Genomic DNA, 19,478 nt, shown 5'->3' on the forward strand with positions numbered 1-19,478 from the left:
ATCAGAACAACCTGAGTTGTTCGTGGGCGCCCTGCAGGTCGAGCAGGCGCACGCCGACGCCGATCAGGCGCACCGGACGATTGCCACGGGCAAAGGCCTGGCCGAGCAATTGCCGGTAGCTCTCCAGGTCGCGCCCGGCGCCGGACTGTTCCACCGTGGTCTGGGTGAAATCGTGAAACTTCAGTTTCACGAACGGCTTGTCCGGCCGATAACTGCCATCCAGGCGTTGCAGGCGTCCGTCCAGCTCCCCGAGCAGGGTCGGCAGTTCCTCCAGGCAAGCCGCCAGGTCCGGCAGGTCGCGATCGAAGGTACATTCGACGCTCACCGACTGGCGCCGGCTGTCGACTTCCACCGGTCGCTCGTCGATACCATGGGCCAGTCCCCACAGGCGTTCGCCGAAGCTGCCGAACTCGCGCACCAGGCTCAGCTTGCTGCCCTGGCGCAGGTCGGCGCAGGTGCGGATGCCCATCCGCGCCAGGCGCTCCGCCGTGACCTTGCCGACGCCATGCAACTTGGCCACCGGCAACTCGGCGACGAACCCGTCGACCTGCTCCGGGGTAATCACGAACAGCCCGTCCGGCTTGCGCCAGTCGCTGGCGATCTTGGCCAGGAACTTGTTCGGCGCGACGCCCGCCGAAACGGTGATGTGCAGCTCCTCGGCCACCCGGCGGCGGATGTCCTGGGCAATCCGCGTGGCGCTACCGGCGAAATGCGGCGAAGCGCTGACGTCCAGGTAGGCCTCGTCCAGCGAAAGCGGCTCGATCAGATCGGTATAATCGCGGAAGATCGCATGGATCTGCTTCGACACCGCCCGGTAGACATCGAAACGCGGGCGCACCACCAGCAGATCGGGACACAGCTTGAGCGCCGTGCGCATGGCCATCGCCGAGCGCACGCCATAGGCTCGCGCCTCGTAGCTGCAAGTGGCGACCACTCCGCGCTTGTCCGGCGAACCGCCAACCGCCAGCGCCTTGCCGCGCAGGCTGGGGTCGTCGCGCATCTCGAGGGCGGCGTAGAAACAGTCGCAGTCTATATGGATGATTTTCCGCACCGGAATCTCGCTACAAGCCCCGCCGGGCCTGCCCCGGAGCGCTGAATTCTAACATTGGGCAAGCGCTAAGCATTTGAAGAAAAAACACTTTTTTCGAAAAATCGATTGACAGCCCGACGAGAGTCCGTAGAATGCGCCCACACAGACGCGGGATGGAGCAGTCTGGTAGCTCGTCGGGCTCATAACCCGAAGGTCGTTGGTTCAAATCCAGCTCCCGCAACCACATTCGAAAAGCCCCGGCACTAGCGATAGCGCCGGGGCTTTTTGCATTCCGCCCCTCCTGTTCCACTGCATCGCCTCGCCCTCCGTTCGCTCGCATCATCGCACATTTAACTGTATATTCGTACAGCCAGCTCAGCCTTCGATGAATGCTCGGTAACGGATACGGAAAGGACAGACAGATGCTGAACGTCGAACAATTGAAGCGCAGCGTGAACCGGATGGGACTCGACGACATCCGCCAGGCAGTGGACGAACTGCAGATGGACGGCCTGGTCACCGACGGCAAGACGCCGTTCACCCGCGTGCACTTCAACACCTGCTTCGCCGAGATCGAGGCGCTGTTCCAGCGCGCCGGCTTCCACCGGCCGCTCGATGTGGTCGGCTACCAGGGCGAGATCTATGCGTTGTACGACCCCTCTCGCTGGGAGGCCGTGGAAGTGCTGCGCTGGTTGAAGGAATACCGCGAGGAATCGCGTCACCTGACTCCGGCGTGAGCGCAACGCCTGCGTCAGCGCAACTCGTGTGCCAGGCGCGCGCAGGCCATCCCCACGACCAGCATCACCAGCGGACCGAAGGCCCGCATGGAGATCCGCGCCAGGCTCCAGGACTCTTTCGCAGCGAACAGGCTTGCCGGATTCACCGAATAGACCAGCAGGAAACCGCAGAACAGCCCCAGGCCCAGCAGGCCCAGGCGGCGCAACCAACCGTCGTGGCGGAGCAACACCACCAGCAGGACGCCGTACAACAGGCAATCGACCCGCGCCACCGAATCCTTGACCTGCAACGACTGTTCCCAATCCCCCAGCCACCATCCAGCGGCCACGCCCAGCACGACTCCGGCGCCGACATGAATGCCCGCCTGGATCATCGTCACCCTTCCCCCCTCGGAAATGGTCGGACAGTGCAAGCCGCCACTATGCCCACGGCAAGCTGAACCATCGCTGAACGAACACCAGCAAATGGCCTTCGGCCACTTCGCCGACGCAACTCCTGAAAAACCCGGCGGTCTTCTCCCTGTGACAGGACGCCGCCCCGCACAGAAAAAATCTGCTGCGACCACTTGGGAACTCGCCCGAGAGGCCATACTCTGTCGCGCAAATTCCCATGAGGTGGCTGATGCGCACCGACGCTCCCGTTCCAGAACATCCCGCTCCACCCAGCTCTCCCGCGTCCCCACAACGCATCCGGCTGATCGATCGGATTACCGCCTACCGCCAGCCCATCGGCCTGGTCTTCACCTTGCTGCTGTTCGGCCTGGCGCTGGTGGCCTGCTACCACCTGCTACGGGAGATCGATCCCGGCGCCCTCCACGATGCCATCGCCGACGTGCCCAGGCCGGCGCTGCTCGGCGCCCTGGGCGCGACCGCCCTCGGCTTCGTCATCCTGCTCGGCTACGAGTGGTCGGCCAGCCGCTTCGCTGGCGTCACGCTGTCCATGCGCAGCCTGGCCACCGGTGGCTTCAGCGCCTTCGCCATCGGCAATGCGGTAGGTCTGTCGCTGCTTTCCGGCGGCTCCGTACGCTACCGACTGTATTCCCGGCATGGCATCGGCGCTGCCGAAATTGCCCGGATGACGCTATTTGCCAGCCTTTCCCTGGGCTGCGCACTGCCGGTGCTGGCGGCACTCGCCGCACTCTGCGACCTCGACGATGCGGCATCGGCGCTGCACCTGCCCCACGCCCTGGTCGCCGTCATCGCGATCGCCGTCCTGTTGCTGGCTGTCGGCCTGGTGGCGTTCCTGGCCCGGCACCGTCTGCCGGGAGAACGGCCGTCCCCCGACAGCCTGCTGGTCCGCCTCGGCCGCCGCAGCCTGCGCCTGCCAGGCCTGCGCCTATCGCTGCTGCAACTGCTGATCACCGCCCTCGACGTCGCCGCCGCCGCTACCGTCCTTTATCTGTTGCTGCCGGAAACCCCACCCTTCGCGGCGTTCCTGCTGGTCTACCTGCTCGCCCTGGCCGCCGGCGTACTCAGCCACGTACCGGGCGGAGTCGGGGTGTTCGAGGCGGTGCTGCTGGCCGCGTTCGCCGGCCAACTGGGCGCCGCGCCGCTGGCCGCGGCCCTGCTCTTGTACCGTTTGATTTATGTGGTACTGCCACTGCTGCTGGCCTGCCTTTTGTTGCTGTTCCTCGAAGCGCGCCGGTTGTGGGTGACGCGCCAGGCGATCCGCGTCGCCTCGGGTTTCGCCGCACCGATCCTGGCGATCCTGGTCTTCCTTTCCGGTGTCGTGCTGCTGTTTTCCGGCGCCACACCGGCGATCGACACCCGCCTGGAGCACCTCGGTTTCCTCATTCCACATCGCCTGATCGATGCCTCGCACCTGGTCGCCAGCCTGATCGGCGTGCTCTGCCTGCTGCTCGCGCAGGGTTTGCGCCGACGGCTGTCGGCCGCCTGGGCCCTGACCCTGGTGCTGTTGCTGGTGGGCGCCCTGCTTTCGCTGCTGAAAGGCTTCGACTGGGAAGAAGCCAGCCTGCTGAGCCTGACCGCCGCGCTGCTCGCCATGTTCCGCCGCTCCTTCTACCGTCCCAGCCGGCTGATGGAAGTACCCTTCTCGCCGCTCTATGTAGGCGCCAGCATCTGCGTGGTCGGCGCCTCGGTCTGGCTGCTGCTGTTCGCCAACCAGGACGTGCATTACAGCAACCAGCTCTGGTGGCAGTTCGCCCTGGACGCCGACGCCCCGCGCGCCCTGCGCGCCGCCCTCGGCAGTTGCCTGCTGCTCCTGGCCCTGGCCCTTGGCTGGCTGCTGCGCGCGGCACCGCCGGCGATCCGCGAGCCGGACGCGGAAGAGCTGCAGCGCGCGGCGCGGATCATCCGCCACTCGGACCAGCCGGATGGCGGCCTGGCCCTGACCGGCGACAAGGCCCTGCTCTTCCATGAGGGCGACGACGCTTTCCTCATGTACGCCCGCCGCGGTCGCAGCATGATCGCCCTGTACGACCCGATCGGCCCAGCCATGCAGCGCGCCGAACTGATCTGGCAGTTCCGCGACCTCTGCGACCTGCACCATGCCCGCCCGGTGTTCTACCAGGTGCGTGCCGAGAACCTGCCGTTCTACATGGACATCGGCCTGACCGCCCTCAAGCTCGGCGAAGAAGCGCGAGTCGACCTGCTGCGCTTCGACCTGGAGAACAAGGGCAAGGAAATGAAAGACCTGCGCTACACCTGGAACCGCGGCCAGCGCGACGGCCTGGCCCTGGAGTTCCATGAACCGGGCCAGGCTCCGCTGGACGAGCTGAAGGCGATATCGGACGCCTGGCTGGGCGGCAAGCAGGTGCGCGAGAAAGGCTTCTCCCTGGGCCGCTTCACCCCGGCGTACCTGAACTTCTTCCGCATCGCCATCGTCCGCCACCAGGGCAAGCCGGTGGCCTTCGCCAACCTGCTGGAAACCGACAGCCGCGAACTGGCGAGCCTCGACCTGATGCGCGTGCACCCGGAGGCGCCGAAGCTGACCATGGAGTTCCTCATGCTCGGCCTCATCCTCCACTACAAGGCCCAGGGCCACGCGCGCTTCAGCCTCGGCATGGTGCCGCTGGCCGGGCTCCAGCCAAGGCGCGGCGCGCCGTTGACCCAGCGCCTGGGCGCGCTGGTCTTCCGGCGGGGCGAACAGTTCTACAATTTCCAGGGGCTGCGACGCTTCAAGGACAAGTTCCAGCCCGACTGGGAACCCCGCTACCTGGCCGTGCCAGCCGGGCTCGACCCGCTGGTGGCCCTGGCCGATACCGCCGCGCTGATCGCCGGCGGCCTGACTGGATTGGTGAAACGCTGATATGTCTGTCGTGAAACGTCACTGGCGCCGTTTTCTGGTCGCCGCCCTGGTGCTGATCGTCGGTGCCGCCCTGCTGCTCTGGAGCCGACCGGCGGCCCAGGCGAAACTGGAAGCCCTGGACCTCGACGACGGCGGCCACGCCACCCTTGCCGAACCCGGCGAGAAGCCGCGCTCGCGGGTGGTGGTGATCGCCGCCCCCGAACAGCAACTGAACGACGCCCAGATGCTGAACCTGGCTCACGACAGCGCCGCCCGGGTGATCCAGTACTTCCCCCCGGAAAACAGCGATTGCAGGGCGCAGCAGTCCCGGCTCGAAGCGGTCATTGCCCGCCTCGGCGGCAAGCCGAACCTGGTCGCCGGCATCGGCCCAGGCTCGACCACCGCCTGGCGCTGGCTCGCCAGCCAGGACGACGACAAGGCCAAGGCGCTCTCGGTCGGCTTCGACATTGCCCTGGCCGAGCGCGACTGCGACGCCCCGCTGCCGCACCAGGCGTCGCACGGCCAGTGGCTGCTGGCCTGGAACGACAACCCGGACGACGACACCGCGGTCTTCGTCCGCAAGCAGTCGAGCGCGGAAACCAGCATCAGCGACTACGACACCCCGCTGTCCGACGTGCTCGCCCATCAGTTGCGCCTGCAACTGCAAGGCAACGCCGAGGCCCTGCCGGTACTCGAGGTCCCCGCGGCGAAACCCTCGGACATCGTCACCCTGTTCTATTCCGGCGACGGCGGCTGGCGCGACCTGGACAAGGACTCTGCCGAGCATATGGCGAGCATGGGCTACCCGGTGGTCGGCATCGACACCCTGCGCTACTACTGGCAACACAAGAGCCCGGAACAGAGCGCCGCCGACCTCTCCAAGCTGATGCAACACTACCGCGAGAAGTGGGGCGCGAAACGTTTCGTCCTGGCCGGCTACTCGTTCGGCGCTGACATCCTGCCGGCGATCTACAACCGCCTGCCCGGAAAGGACCAGCAGCAAGTGAAAGCCATGCTGCTGCTGGCGCTGGCGCGGACCGGCAGCTTCGAGATCGAAGTGGAAGGCTGGCTGGGCAAGGCCGGCGAGGAAGCCGCCACCGGCCCGGAAATGGCCAGGTTGCCGGCGGCCAAGGTGTTCTGCATCTATGGCGCCGAAGAAAAGGACGAAAGCGGCTGTACCCAATCCCAGGCCGTCGGCGAGAAGCTCGAACTGCCGGGCGGCCACCACTTCGACGAGGACTACCTGTCCCTGGCGAAGAAGATGCTCCAGGCCATCCGCGACCGCGAGAACGCTCCCGACGCCTGATCGCGATCAAGCTCTCCCCGCTCCGCCCTTCTTGTCCCCGGCCGGCGCCAGCTAGACTGAGCCTGCCGGGGGCATTCAGGCTGGCTTCAGCGGAGCCGCCGAGAATACCGGCCGACCCGCCGCAGAGCGGGCTCCCGAGAGCCGAAGAGAAGGAACCGTGATGAGCTGGAAAAACACCGAATCCCGTTATGGGAGCCTGACCATTGCCCTGCACTGGCTGACCCTGCTGCTGATCGCCGGGGTCTACGCCTGTATCGAACTGAAGGGCAATTTCCCCAAGGGCAGCGAAACCCGCGAACTGCTCAAGCAATGGCACTTCATGCTTGGCCTGAGCGTTTTCCTGCTGGTCTGGTTGCGCCTGCTGGTGCGCCTGGCCACCCCTACCCCGCGCATAGAGCCCGCCATCCCCGCCTGGCAGGCGACGCTGGCCAGGCTGATGCACTACGCCCTCTACCTGATGATGATCGGCCTGCCCTTCGCCGGCTGGCTGATCCTCAGCGCCGCCGGCAAGCCGATACCGTTCTTCGGCCTGGAGCTACCGCCGCTGATCGACAAGAACCCCGACCTCGCTGGGCAAATCAAGGAATGGCACGAAACCATCGGCAACGCCGGTTATTTCCTGATCGGCCTGCACGCCGCCGCGGCGCTCTTCCATCACTTCGTCAGCCGCGACAACACCCTGGTACGGATGCTGCCGCAACGGCGCTGAGAAACGTGCAAAAAAACGCGCCCAGTCGGGCGCGCTTTTTTTGCAGCGGAACGGATCAGATCTCGACCTGGGTTCCCAACTCGATCACCCGGTTGAGCGGCAGGTTGAAATAGCGCAGGTTGCCGTTGGCGTTCTTCAGCAGGAAGGCGAACAGCCCCTCGCGCCAGCGCGCCATGCCGATGCGCTTGGATGGAATCACCGTCTCCCGGCTGAGGAAGTAGGTGGTGCGCATCGGGCTGAAGTCCAGTTCGTTGAGATGGCACAGGCGCAAGGCCGCCGGGATGTCCGGCTCTTCCATGAAGCCGAAGTGCAGGATCACCCGGAAGAATCCGTCGCCATAGGCCTCGACCTCGAAACGGCGATCCGGCGAAACCCGTGGGCTGTCTTCGTTGACCACGGTGAGCAGCACCACCTGCTCGTGCAGCACCTGGTTGTGCAACAGGTTGTGCAGCAGCGCGTGAGGCACCGCGTCGGTACGCGCGGTAAGGAACACCGCGGTCCCCTGGACCCGGTGCGGCGGCTGCACGCGCATGCTGGAAATGAACACCGAGAGCGGCAGCGAGCCCTCGTCGAGACGCTCCACCAGCAGTTGGCGGCCACGCTTCCAGGTGGACATCAGGATGAAGATGACGATACCCGCGATGACCGGGAAGGCGCCGCCCTGGATCACCTTGGGCAGGTTGGCGGCGAAGAACAGGCTGTCCACCGCGAGCATCACGCAGAAGAACGGGACACCCAGCCACAGCGGCCATTTCCACAGGCGCCAGATCACCACGCCCATCAGCAGGGTGGTGATCAGCATGGTTCCGGTCACCGCCACGCCGTAGGCCGCCGCCAGCGACGCCGAGGACTCGAAGCCGAGCACCAGCAGGACCACGCCGACCATCAGCGCCCAATTCACCCCGCCGATGTAGATCTGCCCCTGCTCGTGGCTGGAGGTGTGCTGGATGGTCATCCGCGGCACGTAGCCGAGCTGGATCGCCTGACGGGTCAGGGAGAAGGCGCCGGAGATCACCGCTTGGGAGGCGATCACCGTGGCCAGGGTGGACAGCGCCACCATCGGCAGCAGCGCCCAGCCGGGCGCCAGCAGGTAGAAGGGGTTGCGCGCCGCCTCGGCGTTGGAAAGGATGGTCGCGCCCTGGCCGAAGTAGTTCAGCACCAGCGCCGGCAGCACCAGCAGGAACCAGGCACGGGCGATCGGCTTGCGACCGAAGTGGCCCATGTCGGCGTACAGCGCCTCGGCGCCGGTCAGCGCCAGTACGGTGGCGCCGAGGATGGCGACACCGATGCCGGGATGCGAGCCGAAGAAACGCACGGCCCATACAGGGTTCATCGCCTGCAGCACTTCCGGCTGCTGGATCACCCCGTAGACACCCAGCGCCGCCAGGGCGCCGAACCAGAGCACCATGACCGGGCCGAACAGGATGCCGATCCGCGCGGTGCCGTGCTTCTGGATCAGGAACAGGCCGATCAGCACGATAAGCGCCAGCGGTACCGTCCAGTGCTCCAGGCCGTCGAAGGCGATCTCCAGCCCTTCTACCGCCGACAGTACCGAGATCGCCGGGGTGATCATGCTGTCGCCGTAGAACAGCGCCGCGCCGATCAGGCCGGCAACCACCACGAAGGTCTGCAGCCTGCCGAATGGCGCCGCCGCCCGGCGCGCCAGGGCCGACAGCGCCATCACCCCGCCCTCGCCCTGGTTGTCGGCACGCAGGACGAAGATCACGTACTTGATGGAAACGACCCAGACCAGCGACCAGAAGATCAGCGACAGCACGCCAAGGACGCCATCGTGGTTGGCCTGCACCCCGTAGCCGCCGATGAAGACCTCTTTCAGGGTATACAAGGGACTGGTGCCGATATCCCCATAGCAGACTCCAACCGCCCCGACCATCAGGCCGATGGCAGAGCTGGAATGCCCCTCCGACGTCTCCTCGGCACGCGTCGCTGCATCACTCATGAAACGCTTTCCCCCGGAAAAATTCGGCAAATGCTGCGCCCATGCCGTCCGCGATGCAAGCGCCGAGGCCCCGGACTGCTATGACTATAGAAGGCCGGGGAGCCGATTGCCGAGCGCCCGCGGAGAGTTTTTCCAGGGCCGGAAAAGAGCTGCACGGGAGACTGGAAAAGCCGCGGCGCTGCCGCTAGAATTGCGCACTTTTTGATCAGAGGCGCCAGCAAGCGCGCCCGCCTACCGAGGTTAGCCATGTCCACCCCCACTCCCAAAGTCGGCTTCGTCAGTCTTGGATGCCCCAAGGCGCTGGTCGACTCCGAGCGCATCCTCACCCAACTGCGCATGGAAGGCTATGAGGTCGTCCCGACCTACGAAGACGCCGACGTCGTGGTGGTCAACACCTGCGGTTTCATCGACAGCGCCAAGGCCGAGTCCCTGGAAGTGATCGGCGAAGCCATCGCCGAGAACGGCAAGGTCATCGTCACCGGCTGCATGGGCGTGGAAGAGCACGCGATCCGCGACGTGCATCCCAGCGTGCTGGCGGTCACCGGCCCGCAACAGTACGAGCAGGTGGTTACCGCGGTGCACGAAGTGGTGCCGCCGAAGACCGAACACAACCCGCTGGTCGACCTGGTCCCGCCGCAAGGCGTCAAGCTGACCCCGCGCCACTACGCCTACCTGAAGATTTCCGAAGGCTGCAACCACAGCTGCAGCTTCTGCATCATCCCGTCCATGCGCGGCAAGCTGGTCAGCCGGCCGGTCGGCGACGTGCTGAGCGAGGCCGAGCGCCTGGTCAAGGCCGGGGTCAAGGAACTCCTGGTGATTTCCCAGGACACCAGCGCCTACGGCGTGGACCTGAAGTACAAGACCGACTTCTGGAACGGCCAGCCGGTCAAGACCCGCATGAAGGAACTCTGCGAGGCGCTGAGCAGCATGGGCGTATGGGTTCGCCTGCACTACGTCTACCCGTACCCCAACGTCGACGACGTGATCCCGCTGATGGCCGCCGGCAAGCTCCTGCCGTACCTCGACATCCCCTTCCAGCACGCCAGCCCGAAGGTGCTCAAGGCCATGAAGCGCCCGGCCTTCGAGGACAAGACCCTGGCCCGGATCAAGCAGTGGCGCGAGATCTGCCCGGAACTGACCATCCGCTCGACCTTCATCGTCGGCTTCCCGGGCGAAACCGAAGAAGACTTCCAGTACCTGCTCGACTGGCTGACGGAAGCCCAGCTCGACCGCGTCGGCTGCTTCCAGTACTCCCCCGTCGAAGGCGCTCCGGCCAACGAGCTGGGCCTGGAGCCGGTGCCGGACGAGGTCAAGCAGGACCGCTGGGAACGCTTCATGGCCCACCAGCAGGCGATTTCCGCCGCTCGCCTGCAGCTCAAGGTGGGCAAGGAAATCGAAGTGCTGATCGACGAAGTCGACGAACAGGGCGCGGTCGGCCGCTCCTGGGCCGACGCTCCGGAAATCGACGGCAACGTGTTCGTCGACAGCGACGAGCTGAAGCCGGGCGACAAGGTCCGCGTGCGCATCACCGATGCCGACGAGTACGACCTCTGGGCCGAGCTGGTCTGAGCCCCCCTGAAGAGCCCCGCCCCGCGGGGCTTTTTCATCGCCAACCGTTCCGGAGAGCACGATGCTCAACAACGACGTACTACGCAGCCTGCGCTACCTGCTGGATCTTCCCGATGCACATCTGGCCGAACTGGCCGCCCCGTTCGGCGAGCAAGTCGAAGCGGACCTGCTCGAGGCTTACCTGAAGAAGGAAGACGAAGACGGCTTCCAGGCCTGCCCCGACCGCTACCTGGCGCGCTGCCTGGACGGACTGATCATCCAGCGCCGCGGTCGCGACGAGTCGCGTCCGCTACCGCCGCTGGAGCTGCCGTTGAGCAACAACATGATCCTGAAGAAGCTGCGGGTCGCCTTCGAACTCAAGGAGGAAGACCTCCATGCCATCCTCGCCAGCGTCGACTTCCCGGTCTCCAAACCCGAGCTGAGCGCCCTGTTTCGCAAGCCCGGCCACAGCAACTACCGGACCTGCGGCGACCAGTTGCTGCGCAACTTCCTCAAGGGCCTGACCCTGCGCGTCCGTGGCTGAACGCGCGGAGCCGCTGCTGGCGGTTCTGCTCCAGGCGCCGCCCTGCGTCGACCCCTGGTTCCTGGAGTGCCGCCAGGATCGCGCCGGCCTCACCATCCTCGTCCGCGACCTCGCCAACCAGCGCACCTGGCGCGTCGAGTTCGTCGAAGTCGAAGGCCTGCGCCAGCTCGACGCTGCCGACCTGCTGGAATTCTGGCCAGCCTGTGCGGCATCCGAGGGTTGGCTGTACCGGGTCGAGCAAGGCGGCTGGCTGGACCAGGAATGCCGTCGCGAGGGCTTCGTCGCCCGCGAGACCAAGGCCGTCGACGAGTATTTCGTCAATGGCGGCGATCGCTGCCTGAGCGTGCTGTCCTGGTCGCCACCGAAGATTTCCCCGCTGATCTGACCGCCATGAAAAAAGCCGCCCGTGGGCGGCTTCTCGCGTGGCGCTCCGGCTACATCAGGAAGATCGTCGCCAGGCCGAGGAAGATGAAGAAACCGCCGCTGTCGGTCATCGCAGTGATCATCACGCTGGAGCCCATCGCCGGATCGCGTCCGAAACGATGCAGGGTCATCGGGATCAGCACTCCCATCATCGCCGCCAGCAGCAGGTTCAGGGTCATCGCGGCGGTCATCACCACGCCCAGTTCCCAGTTGCCGTAAAGATAGAAGGCCACCACGCCGATCACTCCGCCCCAGGCCAGGCCGTTGACCAGCGCGACGCCAAGCTCCTTGCGCAGCAGGCGGTTGCGACTGTTGCTGGTCGGCTGTACCTGGTCGAGCGCGATGGCGCGGACGATCATGGTGATGGTCTGGTTGCCGGAGTTGCCACCGATGCCGGCAACGATCGGCATCAGCGCGGCCAGCGCCACCAGTTTCTCGATGGAGCCTTCGAACAGGCCGATCACCCGCGAGGCGACGAAGGCGGTGATCAGGTTGGTGGCCAGCCAGGCCCAGCGGTTGCGCACCGACTTCCAGACCGAGGCGAAGATGTCTTCTTCTTCACGCAGACCGGCCATGTTGAGGACTTCGCTTTCGCTCTCCTCACGGATCAGGTCGACCATCTCGTCGATGGTCAGACGACCGATCAGCTTGCCGCCCTTGTCCACCACCGGCGCGGAAATCAGGTCGTAACGCTCGAATGCCTGGGCGGCGTCGTAGCCGTCCTCGTCCGGGTGGAAGGTCACCGGGTCGGTGGCCATGACTTCCAGCACTTGCTTGTCCGGATCGTTGACCAGCAGGCGCTTGATCGGCAGCACGCCCTTGAGCACGCCGTCGTAGTCGACCACGAACAGTTTGTCGGTATGCCCGGGCAGTTCCTTCAGGCGGCGCAGGTAGCGCAGCACCACTTCCAGGCTGACGTCCTCGCGGATGGTGACCATCTCGAAGTCCATCAGCGCGCCGACCTGGTCCTCCTCGTAGGACAGCGCCGAACGCACTCGCTCGCGCTGCTGCGCGTCGAGGCTTTCCATCAGTTCATGGACCACGTCGCGCGGCAGTTCCGGCGCCAGGTCGGCGAGTTCGTCGGCGTCCAGGTCCTTGGTCGCGGCGATGATCTCGTGGTCGTCCATGTCCGCGATCAGGGTTTCCCGGACCGCGTCGGAGACTTCGAGGAGGATGTCGCCGTCGTCCTCGGACTTGACCAGCTGCCAGACCGTCAGGCGGTCGTCCAGCGGCAGCGATTCGAGGATGTGGGCGATGTCGGCGGGGTGCAGTTCCTCCAGCTTGCGCTGGAGTTCTACGAGATTCTGCCGGTGGACGAGGTTTTCCACCCGGTCATGGTGCTGGCCTTCCTGACGATGGGTCAGGTCCTCCACCACCTTGTGGCGATGCAGCAGCTCGACCACCTGCGCTAGGCGGTCCTGCAGGCTTTCCTGCGGCTTCTTGGCTTCTACTTCGGTCATAGCGCGCTCCACCCCCAGTAGCGGAGCACGCCAAAGGGGTCAATCAGAAACGTGATTGGTCAAACGGGAAACTGTTCGAGTTTCTACTGGGTAAGTCCATGGGGGTGTTCCAAGGGCCCTCTCGGGGCAGATACGGATAATGATAACACTCCGCTTGCGTTTTGCGCGTTACAAAATGGCGGCAAGAACAAGCGCTTGCGGCACAAAGTTCATCGTCACTCGACGCCTGACTGCGACGCCGGAAATTTCACTCAGGACACTCGGCCCCGCGGAAAAAGGCAACGCGTTAGCCTGCACTCACCCTTATCCGACCCGGAGTGCCGGCCATGCGTTCCCTGTCCCTCCTTCTCCTCCTCTCGCTGGCGTCCACCTGCGAGGCCGCTGCGGTATTCCGCTGCGAAGACGCCAGCGGCCATGTCAGCTTCACCCAACTCGGTTGCCCCGCCGGGCAGGCCGGCGAGACCGTCGTGGCGGACAACCCGCCGCCGGGAGGCAGGAGCGTCACGCCGATGGCCGAGACGAAGACGAAAAAGGCGTCCATCGGCCGGAAAAGCGTGCCGCTCGCGGTGATCGGAGAAAGAGAAGATCGCTGCGGAAGACGCCTGGACGAGAAGGAACGCCGCAAGGCGATCGTGGAGCAGCGAATAATGGCGGGAATGACCCGCTCCGACGTGGAGCGGGCGCTGGGCAAGCCGGACCGGGTCAGCGGGAACAATGCGGAGGTGCGTTATCAGTACAAGGCCGACAAGCGACGGGGAGCGAGAAGCGTGAGCTTCGATCAGGAGGGATGCGTGAAGGGAAAGGGAAGGTACCGGGTGGAGCGAGTCGATCCCGGGAGCTAAGGCCGGGCCGACCTCATACCGATGAAAGCAGGACCGGCATCGCCTTTAGCGTGCCGGGCAGGCTGTCGCCCTGCCTGCATGGAAAAGACGGACGACAGTCTTCAGCAGCCTACCGCCTGCCCGCCGTGCACGCCTCTGGCTGGCGGTTATGGTCAGGCTCAATCCTCTTTCTGCGGTTCGCCGGGCAACAACGCGCGTGATGAACAGACCGCGATACAGGTGGAATCCCGTTTGCACGTCCACCGTTTCGGAAGCGCCTTGCAGTGAAGTCAAGGCAGCGATGCCCTTGCGCACACGGCACTCGTTCAACGCGCGGCTGCCTCCCTCCATCGGCAGCAAGGAGGGCAACGGCTCGTCAGCGGGCGCATGGTCGACAATGCTGCCGACGATGGTGATGAGCTTGTCGCCGCGCGCGCTGACGGCAGCCTCTTGCCCCGTCTCGACGACACTCCCGGCAGCCTGCGCGAGGTTTTCGGAAATCACCGCATCCAGGCGAACGATGCCGACGCGACGACTGATCAACATGACCATGGATCTCTCCTCTATGTATGGATGGCATCGCTACGATGCATCGCAACGACCTCTAGGAAGCCGTTCCACCCGTCCCCCCGGAGGCCTGCCCGGAAGCGGTGCGCTCGAGGTCGACGAGCAGCACGTGTTCGTGAGCGAGAACAAGGTCGAAACGAGCCTGCCCCAGCGCCTGGCCATCCTGCACGACGGACAGGTTTTCGATGGGCGTCAGGCGCAGCAGGCTGGCCTTCAGCACGCGCAGGCGCTCGCCGGCATTGCCTGACTGCAGCAGGCAGCGGGCATCCTGCAGGTACTGGTGCGCCTCGGGACCATGCCAGGTCAGGCGAAAGATGCTCTCGCAACTGGCCAGCAGGGACTCCTGCTCGCCACTGGCGGAAAACTCCCGCCGCACCTTGCCAAGCAGGCTCGAGGACTCCAGGCGCAAGGTCATGAAGGGGATGGCCGGCGGGGCCAGCAGTTGATCGGCATCGATGACGCTGCCGGCGGGCAGGCCGAACAACTGCCGCAACGTTTCGCGCAGGGCGGCGTGATCCAGGCGCACGGTTGCACTGGACATGGCGAACTCCTTTTTCAGGATGGATGGATGACGGACAGGCACCGACGCGGCGGATACAACCGCCGGCCAGGCCGGAGCGAAGTACGTTCGTTCAATGCAGGCGCAGGACCCGCGCCAGGTTGCCGCGCGCCTGCAACAGCAGGACCAGCAGCACCAGCAGTACCCCGAGCATCCACGGCGAGAGGTGCTCGGCACGATACAACCCGGCCACTATTCCCAGCGCCTGGCAGCCGGTGCACAACGCCAGCAGGTAGGCGCACAGGGAAACGCCGGGGCGGAAACGCGCGCCGGCGCGGCGATAGGTGATCAGGCGCATGCAGATCGCCGAGCAGACCAGCACGGTCAGGGTGGACAGCGGGTCAACCATCGGACTTGCCTCCCCGGCGGCGCAACAGCCCGCGCATCCAGTTGGGCAGTTCACCGCCACGCATCCACTCGAGCATGCCGATGCCGCCGGTCACGCACAGGGTCGCGGCGACGAAGGCGGCCATGCCGCTGGTCTGGGTCAACCCGCGGCCGAGCGCCTCGATTCCGGCGTAATAGCCGCCGACCCAGGACACCAGCAGATAGCCGAGGCGGGTCAGGGCGTTGTAGTCACGGGCGAACACGACAAAGAAGATGGCGCCGCCGAAGCCTCCCAGCAAGGCGTTGCCATCGATACCCGGCAGGTACATGGCCAGGCCGACGCCAGCCATTGCGCTGGCGGCGGAGGCCGCAGAGCTTGGCTCGGACATGGATGACTCCCGGAAATGCAAAGGCCCGCCGAAAAGGCGGGCCCGGAACGGCCGAAGCCCGCATCGGCGGGCTTCGGCCAGAGGAATTTCAATCGTGGAGAATTTATACCTTTATCGTCCCATAGCGTCAATATGGGAAAACCCGTTTTCATATAGAAATTTTTTTAGCGCTCGCACACGATCCCCACCTCCGCCATCGGCTCCTCCAGTCGCTGCAAGGCCTGGTGCAGCAAAGCGACGATCCGCTCGCGCCATTCCTTGTCCCAGCGATGCAGGGTGCTCTTCGACAGGCCGCTGAGTCGCTCGATCTCGCGGATGCTCGACGGCGGACGACGGAACATGCGCATCAGCAAGGCCAGGGTTGCCCGCTGCTCGATCGGGTCGGCCCCGGGCTTCAGCCAGTCGCGCAAAGCCGCCAGGCCAAGGACGAAATCCCGCCCGCGGGCGAACTCGGCCCGCACCACCGCCAGCTCCAGTGGGTGCGCAGCCAGCTGGCGCTGGGCGAAACGCACGGTCATCACCGCCTGGGCCTGCCATTCGTGCGGACTCAAACCGCTGGGCAGGTGTTCGATGAAGCTGCGATCGAAGCGCTCGCGCAGGCCATCGATCACCATCGCCGTCGACGACTTCGGTCCCGGCTGGTGCTCGAACATCCAGTAGGCCACGGCCAGCGCCTGCTCGGTACTTTGAAACATGGTATTCCCTCCTTGGCCGGCCCACCTGGCTAGCCGCTCGCATTAGCCACCCGCAGTGGCTGTGTTGGGCCGCCGTCCTACCCGAGGCGAGTAGGAAAGCGCTGAAATTATGGTAATACCCATATGCGGACGCTTGCAATGCCACAGGCACACCCTTAGTCTTGCCCCCTATGGAACTCAAAGATCGCATCAAGGCGGCGCGCAAGCACGCCCATCTCAGCCAGGTCCAGCTTGCCCAGGCGGTAGGCATGACCCAGACCTCCATTTCCGATCTGGAGCGCGGCAAGTCCCGCGCCACCAGCTTCGTCGCGCAGATCGCCGGCGCCTGCGGCGTCAACCCCCTGTGGCTGGCGGAAGGTCGCGGCGAGATGCTCGCCGAGCGCGGCCAGGCGAACGCAGGACCCAATGCCAGTTGGCTTGGCGCAGTAGAGTCATGGGACGACGAAACGCCCCTGGATGCCGACGAGATCGAACTGCCCTTCTACAAGGAGATCGAGCTGTCCGGCGGCAAGGGCAGCACGGTGATCCTGCAGACCGGCGGGCGCAAGCTGCGCTTCGGCAAGTACACCCTGCGCAAGAAGAACATCGATCCGGCCAGTGCCGCCTGCGTCACGGTCAGCGGCAACAGCATGGAGCCGGTGCTGCCGGACGGCAGCACGGTAGGCGTGGACACTAGCGCGCGGACGATCAAGGACGGCGACATGTACGCCTTCGACCACGACGGCCAACTGCGCGTGAAACTGCTCTACCGCCTTCCGGGCGGCGGCCTGCGCATTCGCAGCTTCAACAGCGACGAGCACCCGGACGAGCGCTACGAGCCCCAGGAAGCCGCCGAGCACATCAACGTGATCGGCCGGGTGTTCTGGTACTCGGTGCTGGTCTGACCCCTTCCCGCCCCGCCTGACGACGGGGCCGCGTTCCGGCGGAAGAAAAATCCCGGGCAAAGAAAAAGGGCCTGCATTGCTGCAGGCCCTTTCGGTATGGCGCACTCAGGAGGATTCGAACCTCCGACCGCTCGGTTCGTAGCCGAGTACTCTATCCAGCTGAGCTATGAGTGCGTGTCGGTGCTTTTTCCGGCCACCTGCCGGTAACGCTTGTTTTACCGTGAAAGACCGCAACTGTCGATCCTTCGTCCGTCGAGCCCCTGACTAGAGGAACCCTTCGAAATATGGCGCACTCAGGAGGATTCGAACCTCCGACCGCTCGGTTCGTAGCCGAGTACTCTATCCAGCTGAGCTATGAGTGCGTCGTGGGGGCGCATTATAGATTGTGGATTTTATCCGTCAAGCGATTTTTTCAATCAAATCAGTAACTTAGTTACCAAGATGGCTTTCGCCGCCTGAATCAATCTCTAACACTTGAATGGCGGAGAGGGGGGGATTCGAACCCCCGACACCCTTTTGAGGTGTACTCCCTTAGCAGGGGAGCGCCTTCGGCCACTCGGCCACCTCTCCGCAACACGGGGCGCATGATACCCATCTTTACCCCGTTTGCAAAGGGAAAATTAGATAAAAATTAATGGTTTGGCTCTTGATCTTTCTCTTTCTGGATGCGCTGGTAAATTTCCTCCCGGTGCACGGCGACTTCCTTCGGCGCGTTGACGCCGATGCGCACCTGGTTCCCTTTGACACCCAGTACCGTCACGGTGACGTCGTCACCTACCATCAGGGTCTCTCCGACCCGACGAGTCAGAATCAGCATTCCTTTCTCCTCACGCGAATATTTCAGGACAACAGTCTGCAAAAAAGAAATGGCGGCGGATCCGCAGAAATCAAGAGCGCGATCCTTCACCCAGTATTGACCAGTCCCGCCGGAATGAAAGTTCCTGCCGAACGGTCAAAAACGACAAAAGGCGCGGGGTTGCCGCGCCTTTCGCCTGCCAGCGTCACTCACCCTGTCGCGCCGGCGCGTCGAGCTCGAACGCCGTGTGCAGGGCACGTACCGCCAGTTCCAGGTACTTCTCTTCGATCACCACGGAAACCTTGATTTCCGAGGTGGAGATCATCTGGATGTTGATGCTTTCCTTGGCCAGCGCCTCGAACATGCGGCTGGCCACGCCGGCGTGCGAACGCATGCCGACGCCGACGATGGAAACCTTGGCGATGTTGGTGTCGCCGATGGCTTCGCGCGCGCCGATGTTGGCGGCGGTCTGCTTGAGAATTTCCAGGGCGTTCAGGTAATCGTTGCGATGCACCGTGAAGGTGAAGTCGGTGGTGTTATCGTGCGCCACGTTCTGCACGATCATGTCGACTTCCACATTGGCGGCACTGATCGGCCCGAGGATCTTGAAGGCCACGCCGGGGGTATCGGGTACGCCACGGATGGTCAGCTTGGCTTCGTCGCGGTTGAAGGCGATGCCGGAGATGATCGGCTGTTCCATGGATTCCTCTTCATCATCGATAGTAATGAGGGTGCCCGGACCCTCCTGGAAGCTGTGCAGCACGCGCAGCGGAACGTTGTACTTGCCGGCGAACTCGACCGCCCGGATCTGCAGCACCTTGGAACCGAGGCTGGCCATTTCCAGCATTTCCTCGAAGGTGATCTTGTCCAGCCGGCGGGCCTGCGGCACTACGCGCGGATCGGTGGTGTAGACGCCGTCGACGTCGGTGTAGATCTGGCATTCGTCGGCCTTCAACGCCGCCGCCAGGGCCACCCCGGTGGTATCGGAACCGCCGCGGCCCAGCGTGGTGATGTTGCCGTTGCCGTCGACGCCCTGGAAACCGGCGACCACCACTACCCTGCCGGCCTTGAGGTCGGCGCGGATATGGGTGTCGTCGATGTGCAGGATGCGCGCCTTGGTGTGCGCGCTGTCGGTGAGGATACGCACCTGGTTGCCGGTATAGGAGACCGCCGGCACGCCGCGCTTGATCAGGGCCATGCTGAGCAGGGCGATGGTCACCTGCTCTCCGGTCGAGACCATGACGTCCAGTTCGCGCGGAACCGGCTGCTCCATGATCTGGTTGGCCAGGCCGATCAGACGGTTGGTCTCGCCGCTCATGGCGGATACCACCACGACGACGTCATCGCCCGCTTCGCGGAATTTCTTCACCTTCTCGGCCACCTGCTCGATACGCTCGACGGTGCCGACGGAGGTCCCTCCAAACTTCTGTACGATCAAAGCCATTTCAAACCGCCTGATTCCGTGAAGGGCGCCCT

General features: G+C 64.7%; 20 protein-coding genes and 4 tRNA genes. 10 read left to right on the top strand and 14 right to left on the bottom strand.

Going from position 1 to position 19,478, the window contains the following annotated elements; all coding sequences use genetic code 11:
• Position 1: 1 nt before the first annotated feature.
• The gene (dinB, locus tag M6E97_RS18585) at positions 2 to 1,051 is read right to left on the bottom strand and encodes a DNA polymerase IV (protein WP_003109930.1); all 1,050 of its coding nucleotides are present in this window, start codon (positions 1,049 to 1,051) and stop codon (positions 2 to 4) included.
• 146 nt (positions 1,052 to 1,197) lie between these two features.
• On the opposite strand from dinB, the gene M6E97_RS18590 reads away from it, so the two are divergent.
• Both M6E97_RS18590 and M6E97_RS18595 read left to right on the top strand, forming a co-directional pair.
• A tRNA-Met gene (locus tag M6E97_RS18590) sits at positions 1,198 to 1,274 on the top strand.
• Between the two features lie 178 nt (positions 1,275 to 1,452).
• Positions 1,453 to 1,767 (top strand): transcriptional regulator, encoded by a 315-nt coding sequence (locus M6E97_RS18595; protein ID WP_003109929.1) that lies wholly within the window; start codon positions 1,453 to 1,455, stop codon positions 1,765 to 1,767.
• A 14-nt stretch (positions 1,768 to 1,781) separates the two neighbouring features.
• On the opposite strand, the gene M6E97_RS18600 is transcribed toward M6E97_RS18595, so the two are convergent.
• Positions 1,782 to 2,141 carry a hypothetical protein gene (locus tag M6E97_RS18600; protein WP_009315327.1) on the bottom strand — a complete coding sequence of 120 codons (360 nt, stop codon included), beginning with the start codon at positions 2,139 to 2,141 and terminating at the stop codon, positions 1,782 to 1,784.
• A gap of 248 nt (positions 2,142 to 2,389) precedes the next feature.
• On the opposite strand from M6E97_RS18600, the gene mprF reads away from it, so the two are divergent.
• From mprF to M6E97_RS18615, 3 genes are all read left to right on the top strand, one after another.
• Complete coding sequence (mprF, locus tag M6E97_RS18605) at positions 2,390 to 5,035, top strand: bifunctional lysylphosphatidylglycerol flippase/synthetase MprF (RefSeq protein ID WP_033939146.1); 2,646 nt, start codon at positions 2,390 to 2,392, stop codon at positions 5,033 to 5,035.
• Between the two features lies 1 nt (position 5,036).
• Entirely contained in the window at positions 5,037 to 6,320 is a 1,284-nt protein-coding gene (locus M6E97_RS18610) for a virulence factor family protein (protein ID WP_023096010.1), read from the top strand.
• A gap of 160 nt (positions 6,321 to 6,480) precedes the next feature.
• The gene (locus M6E97_RS18615; protein WP_009315320.1) at positions 6,481 to 7,029 is read left to right on the top strand and encodes a cytochrome b; all 549 of its coding nucleotides are present in this window, start codon (positions 6,481 to 6,483) and stop codon (positions 7,027 to 7,029) included.
• Positions 7,030 to 7,084: 55 nt separating this feature from the next.
• Here the strand turns inward: M6E97_RS18615 and M6E97_RS18620 are convergent, their stop codons facing one another.
• Positions 7,085 to 8,989, bottom strand: coding sequence for a potassium transporter Kup (locus M6E97_RS18620; protein WP_003086004.1), 1,905 nt, complete (start codon positions 8,987 to 8,989; stop codon positions 7,085 to 7,087).
• 246 nt (positions 8,990 to 9,235) lie between these two features.
• Here M6E97_RS18620 and rimO point away from each other — a divergent pair, with 246 nt between their 5' ends.
• From rimO to M6E97_RS18635, 3 genes are all read left to right on the top strand, one after another.
• Complete coding sequence (gene rimO, locus M6E97_RS18625) at positions 9,236 to 10,558, top strand: 30S ribosomal protein S12 methylthiotransferase RimO (protein ID WP_003086001.1); 1,323 nt, start codon at positions 9,236 to 9,238, stop codon at positions 10,556 to 10,558.
• A 61-nt stretch (positions 10,559 to 10,619) separates the two neighbouring features.
• Positions 10,620 to 11,081, top strand: coding sequence for a DUF1456 family protein (locus M6E97_RS18630; RefSeq protein ID WP_003085999.1), 462 nt, complete (start codon positions 10,620 to 10,622; stop codon positions 11,079 to 11,081).
• Positions 11,074 to 11,466 carry a hypothetical protein gene (locus tag M6E97_RS18635; protein WP_033939144.1) on the top strand — a complete coding sequence of 131 codons (393 nt, stop codon included), beginning with the start codon at positions 11,074 to 11,076 and terminating at the stop codon, positions 11,464 to 11,466. Before M6E97_RS18630 ends, M6E97_RS18635 begins: the two co-directional genes overlap by 8 nt.
• 49 nt (positions 11,467 to 11,515) lie before the next feature.
• On the opposite strand, the gene mgtE is transcribed toward M6E97_RS18635, so the two are convergent.
• The gene (gene mgtE / locus M6E97_RS18640) at positions 11,516 to 12,964 is read right to left on the bottom strand and encodes a magnesium transporter (protein ID WP_003085996.1); all 1,449 of its coding nucleotides are present in this window, start codon (positions 12,962 to 12,964) and stop codon (positions 11,516 to 11,518) included.
• A 326-nt stretch (positions 12,965 to 13,290) separates the two neighbouring features.
• On the opposite strand from mgtE, the gene M6E97_RS18645 reads away from it, so the two are divergent.
• On the top strand, positions 13,291 to 13,806 hold the full coding sequence (locus M6E97_RS18645; protein ID WP_003117115.1) for a DUF4124 domain-containing protein: 516 nt from the start codon (positions 13,291 to 13,293) through the stop codon (positions 13,804 to 13,806).
• Between the two features lie 45 nt (positions 13,807 to 13,851).
• Here M6E97_RS18645 and M6E97_RS18650 read toward each other — a convergent pair whose 3' ends face one another.
• From M6E97_RS18650 to M6E97_RS18670, 5 genes are all read right to left on the bottom strand, one after another.
• A complete protein-coding gene (locus tag M6E97_RS18650) occupies positions 13,852 to 14,337 on the bottom strand; it encodes a hypothetical protein (protein WP_022580720.1) in 486 nt (161 codons plus the stop codon).
• A 52-nt stretch (positions 14,338 to 14,389) separates the two neighbouring features.
• A complete protein-coding gene (locus M6E97_RS18655) occupies positions 14,390 to 14,893 on the bottom strand; it encodes an LIC_12616 family protein (RefSeq protein WP_003159665.1) in 504 nt (167 codons plus the stop codon).
• A gap of 91 nt (positions 14,894 to 14,984) precedes the next feature.
• Positions 14,985 to 15,260 (bottom strand): phage holin family protein, encoded by a 276-nt coding sequence (locus M6E97_RS18660; protein WP_003085989.1) that lies wholly within the window; start codon positions 15,258 to 15,260, stop codon positions 14,985 to 14,987.
• Positions 15,253 to 15,627, bottom strand: coding sequence for a phage holin family protein (locus M6E97_RS18665; protein WP_003085986.1), 375 nt, complete (start codon positions 15,625 to 15,627; stop codon positions 15,253 to 15,255). The genes M6E97_RS18660 and M6E97_RS18665 overlap by 8 nt, the downstream gene beginning before the upstream one ends.
• Before the next feature lie 164 nt (positions 15,628 to 15,791).
• Positions 15,792 to 16,322: a hypothetical protein gene (locus M6E97_RS18670; protein WP_023092154.1), complete on the bottom strand. Its 531-nt coding sequence runs from the start codon at positions 16,320 to 16,322 to the stop codon at positions 15,792 to 15,794.
• A 170-nt stretch (positions 16,323 to 16,492) separates the two neighbouring features.
• Between M6E97_RS18670 and alpR the strand changes: the two genes are divergently transcribed.
• Positions 16,493 to 17,206, top strand: coding sequence for a transcriptional regulator AlpR (gene alpR, locus M6E97_RS18675; RefSeq protein WP_003085982.1), 714 nt, complete (start codon positions 16,493 to 16,495; stop codon positions 17,204 to 17,206).
• 97 nt (positions 17,207 to 17,303) lie between these two features.
• On the opposite strand, the gene M6E97_RS18680 is transcribed toward alpR, so the two are convergent.
• From M6E97_RS18680 to M6E97_RS18700, 5 genes are all read right to left on the bottom strand, one after another.
• Positions 17,304 to 17,380, bottom strand: a tRNA-Arg gene (locus M6E97_RS18680).
• A 111-nt stretch (positions 17,381 to 17,491) separates the two neighbouring features.
• Positions 17,492 to 17,568 (bottom strand) — tRNA-Arg (locus tag M6E97_RS18685).
• A gap of 117 nt (positions 17,569 to 17,685) precedes the next feature.
• Positions 17,686 to 17,776, bottom strand: a tRNA-Ser gene (locus M6E97_RS18690).
• 61 nt (positions 17,777 to 17,837) lie between these two features.
• On the bottom strand, positions 17,838 to 18,023 hold the full coding sequence (csrA, locus tag M6E97_RS18695) for a carbon storage regulator CsrA (RefSeq protein WP_003085981.1): 186 nt from the start codon (positions 18,021 to 18,023) through the stop codon (positions 17,838 to 17,840).
• Positions 18,024 to 18,207: 184 nt separating this feature from the next.
• Positions 18,208 to 19,446, bottom strand: coding sequence for an aspartate kinase (locus M6E97_RS18700; RefSeq protein ID WP_003085971.1), 1,239 nt, complete (start codon positions 19,444 to 19,446; stop codon positions 18,208 to 18,210).
• Between the last annotated feature and the right edge of the window lie 32 nt (positions 19,447 to 19,478).

The organism is Pseudomonas sp. B111 (assembly GCF_026428275.1).
Lineage (GTDB): Bacteria > Pseudomonadota > Gammaproteobacteria > Pseudomonadales > Pseudomonadaceae > Pseudomonas > Pseudomonas aeruginosa.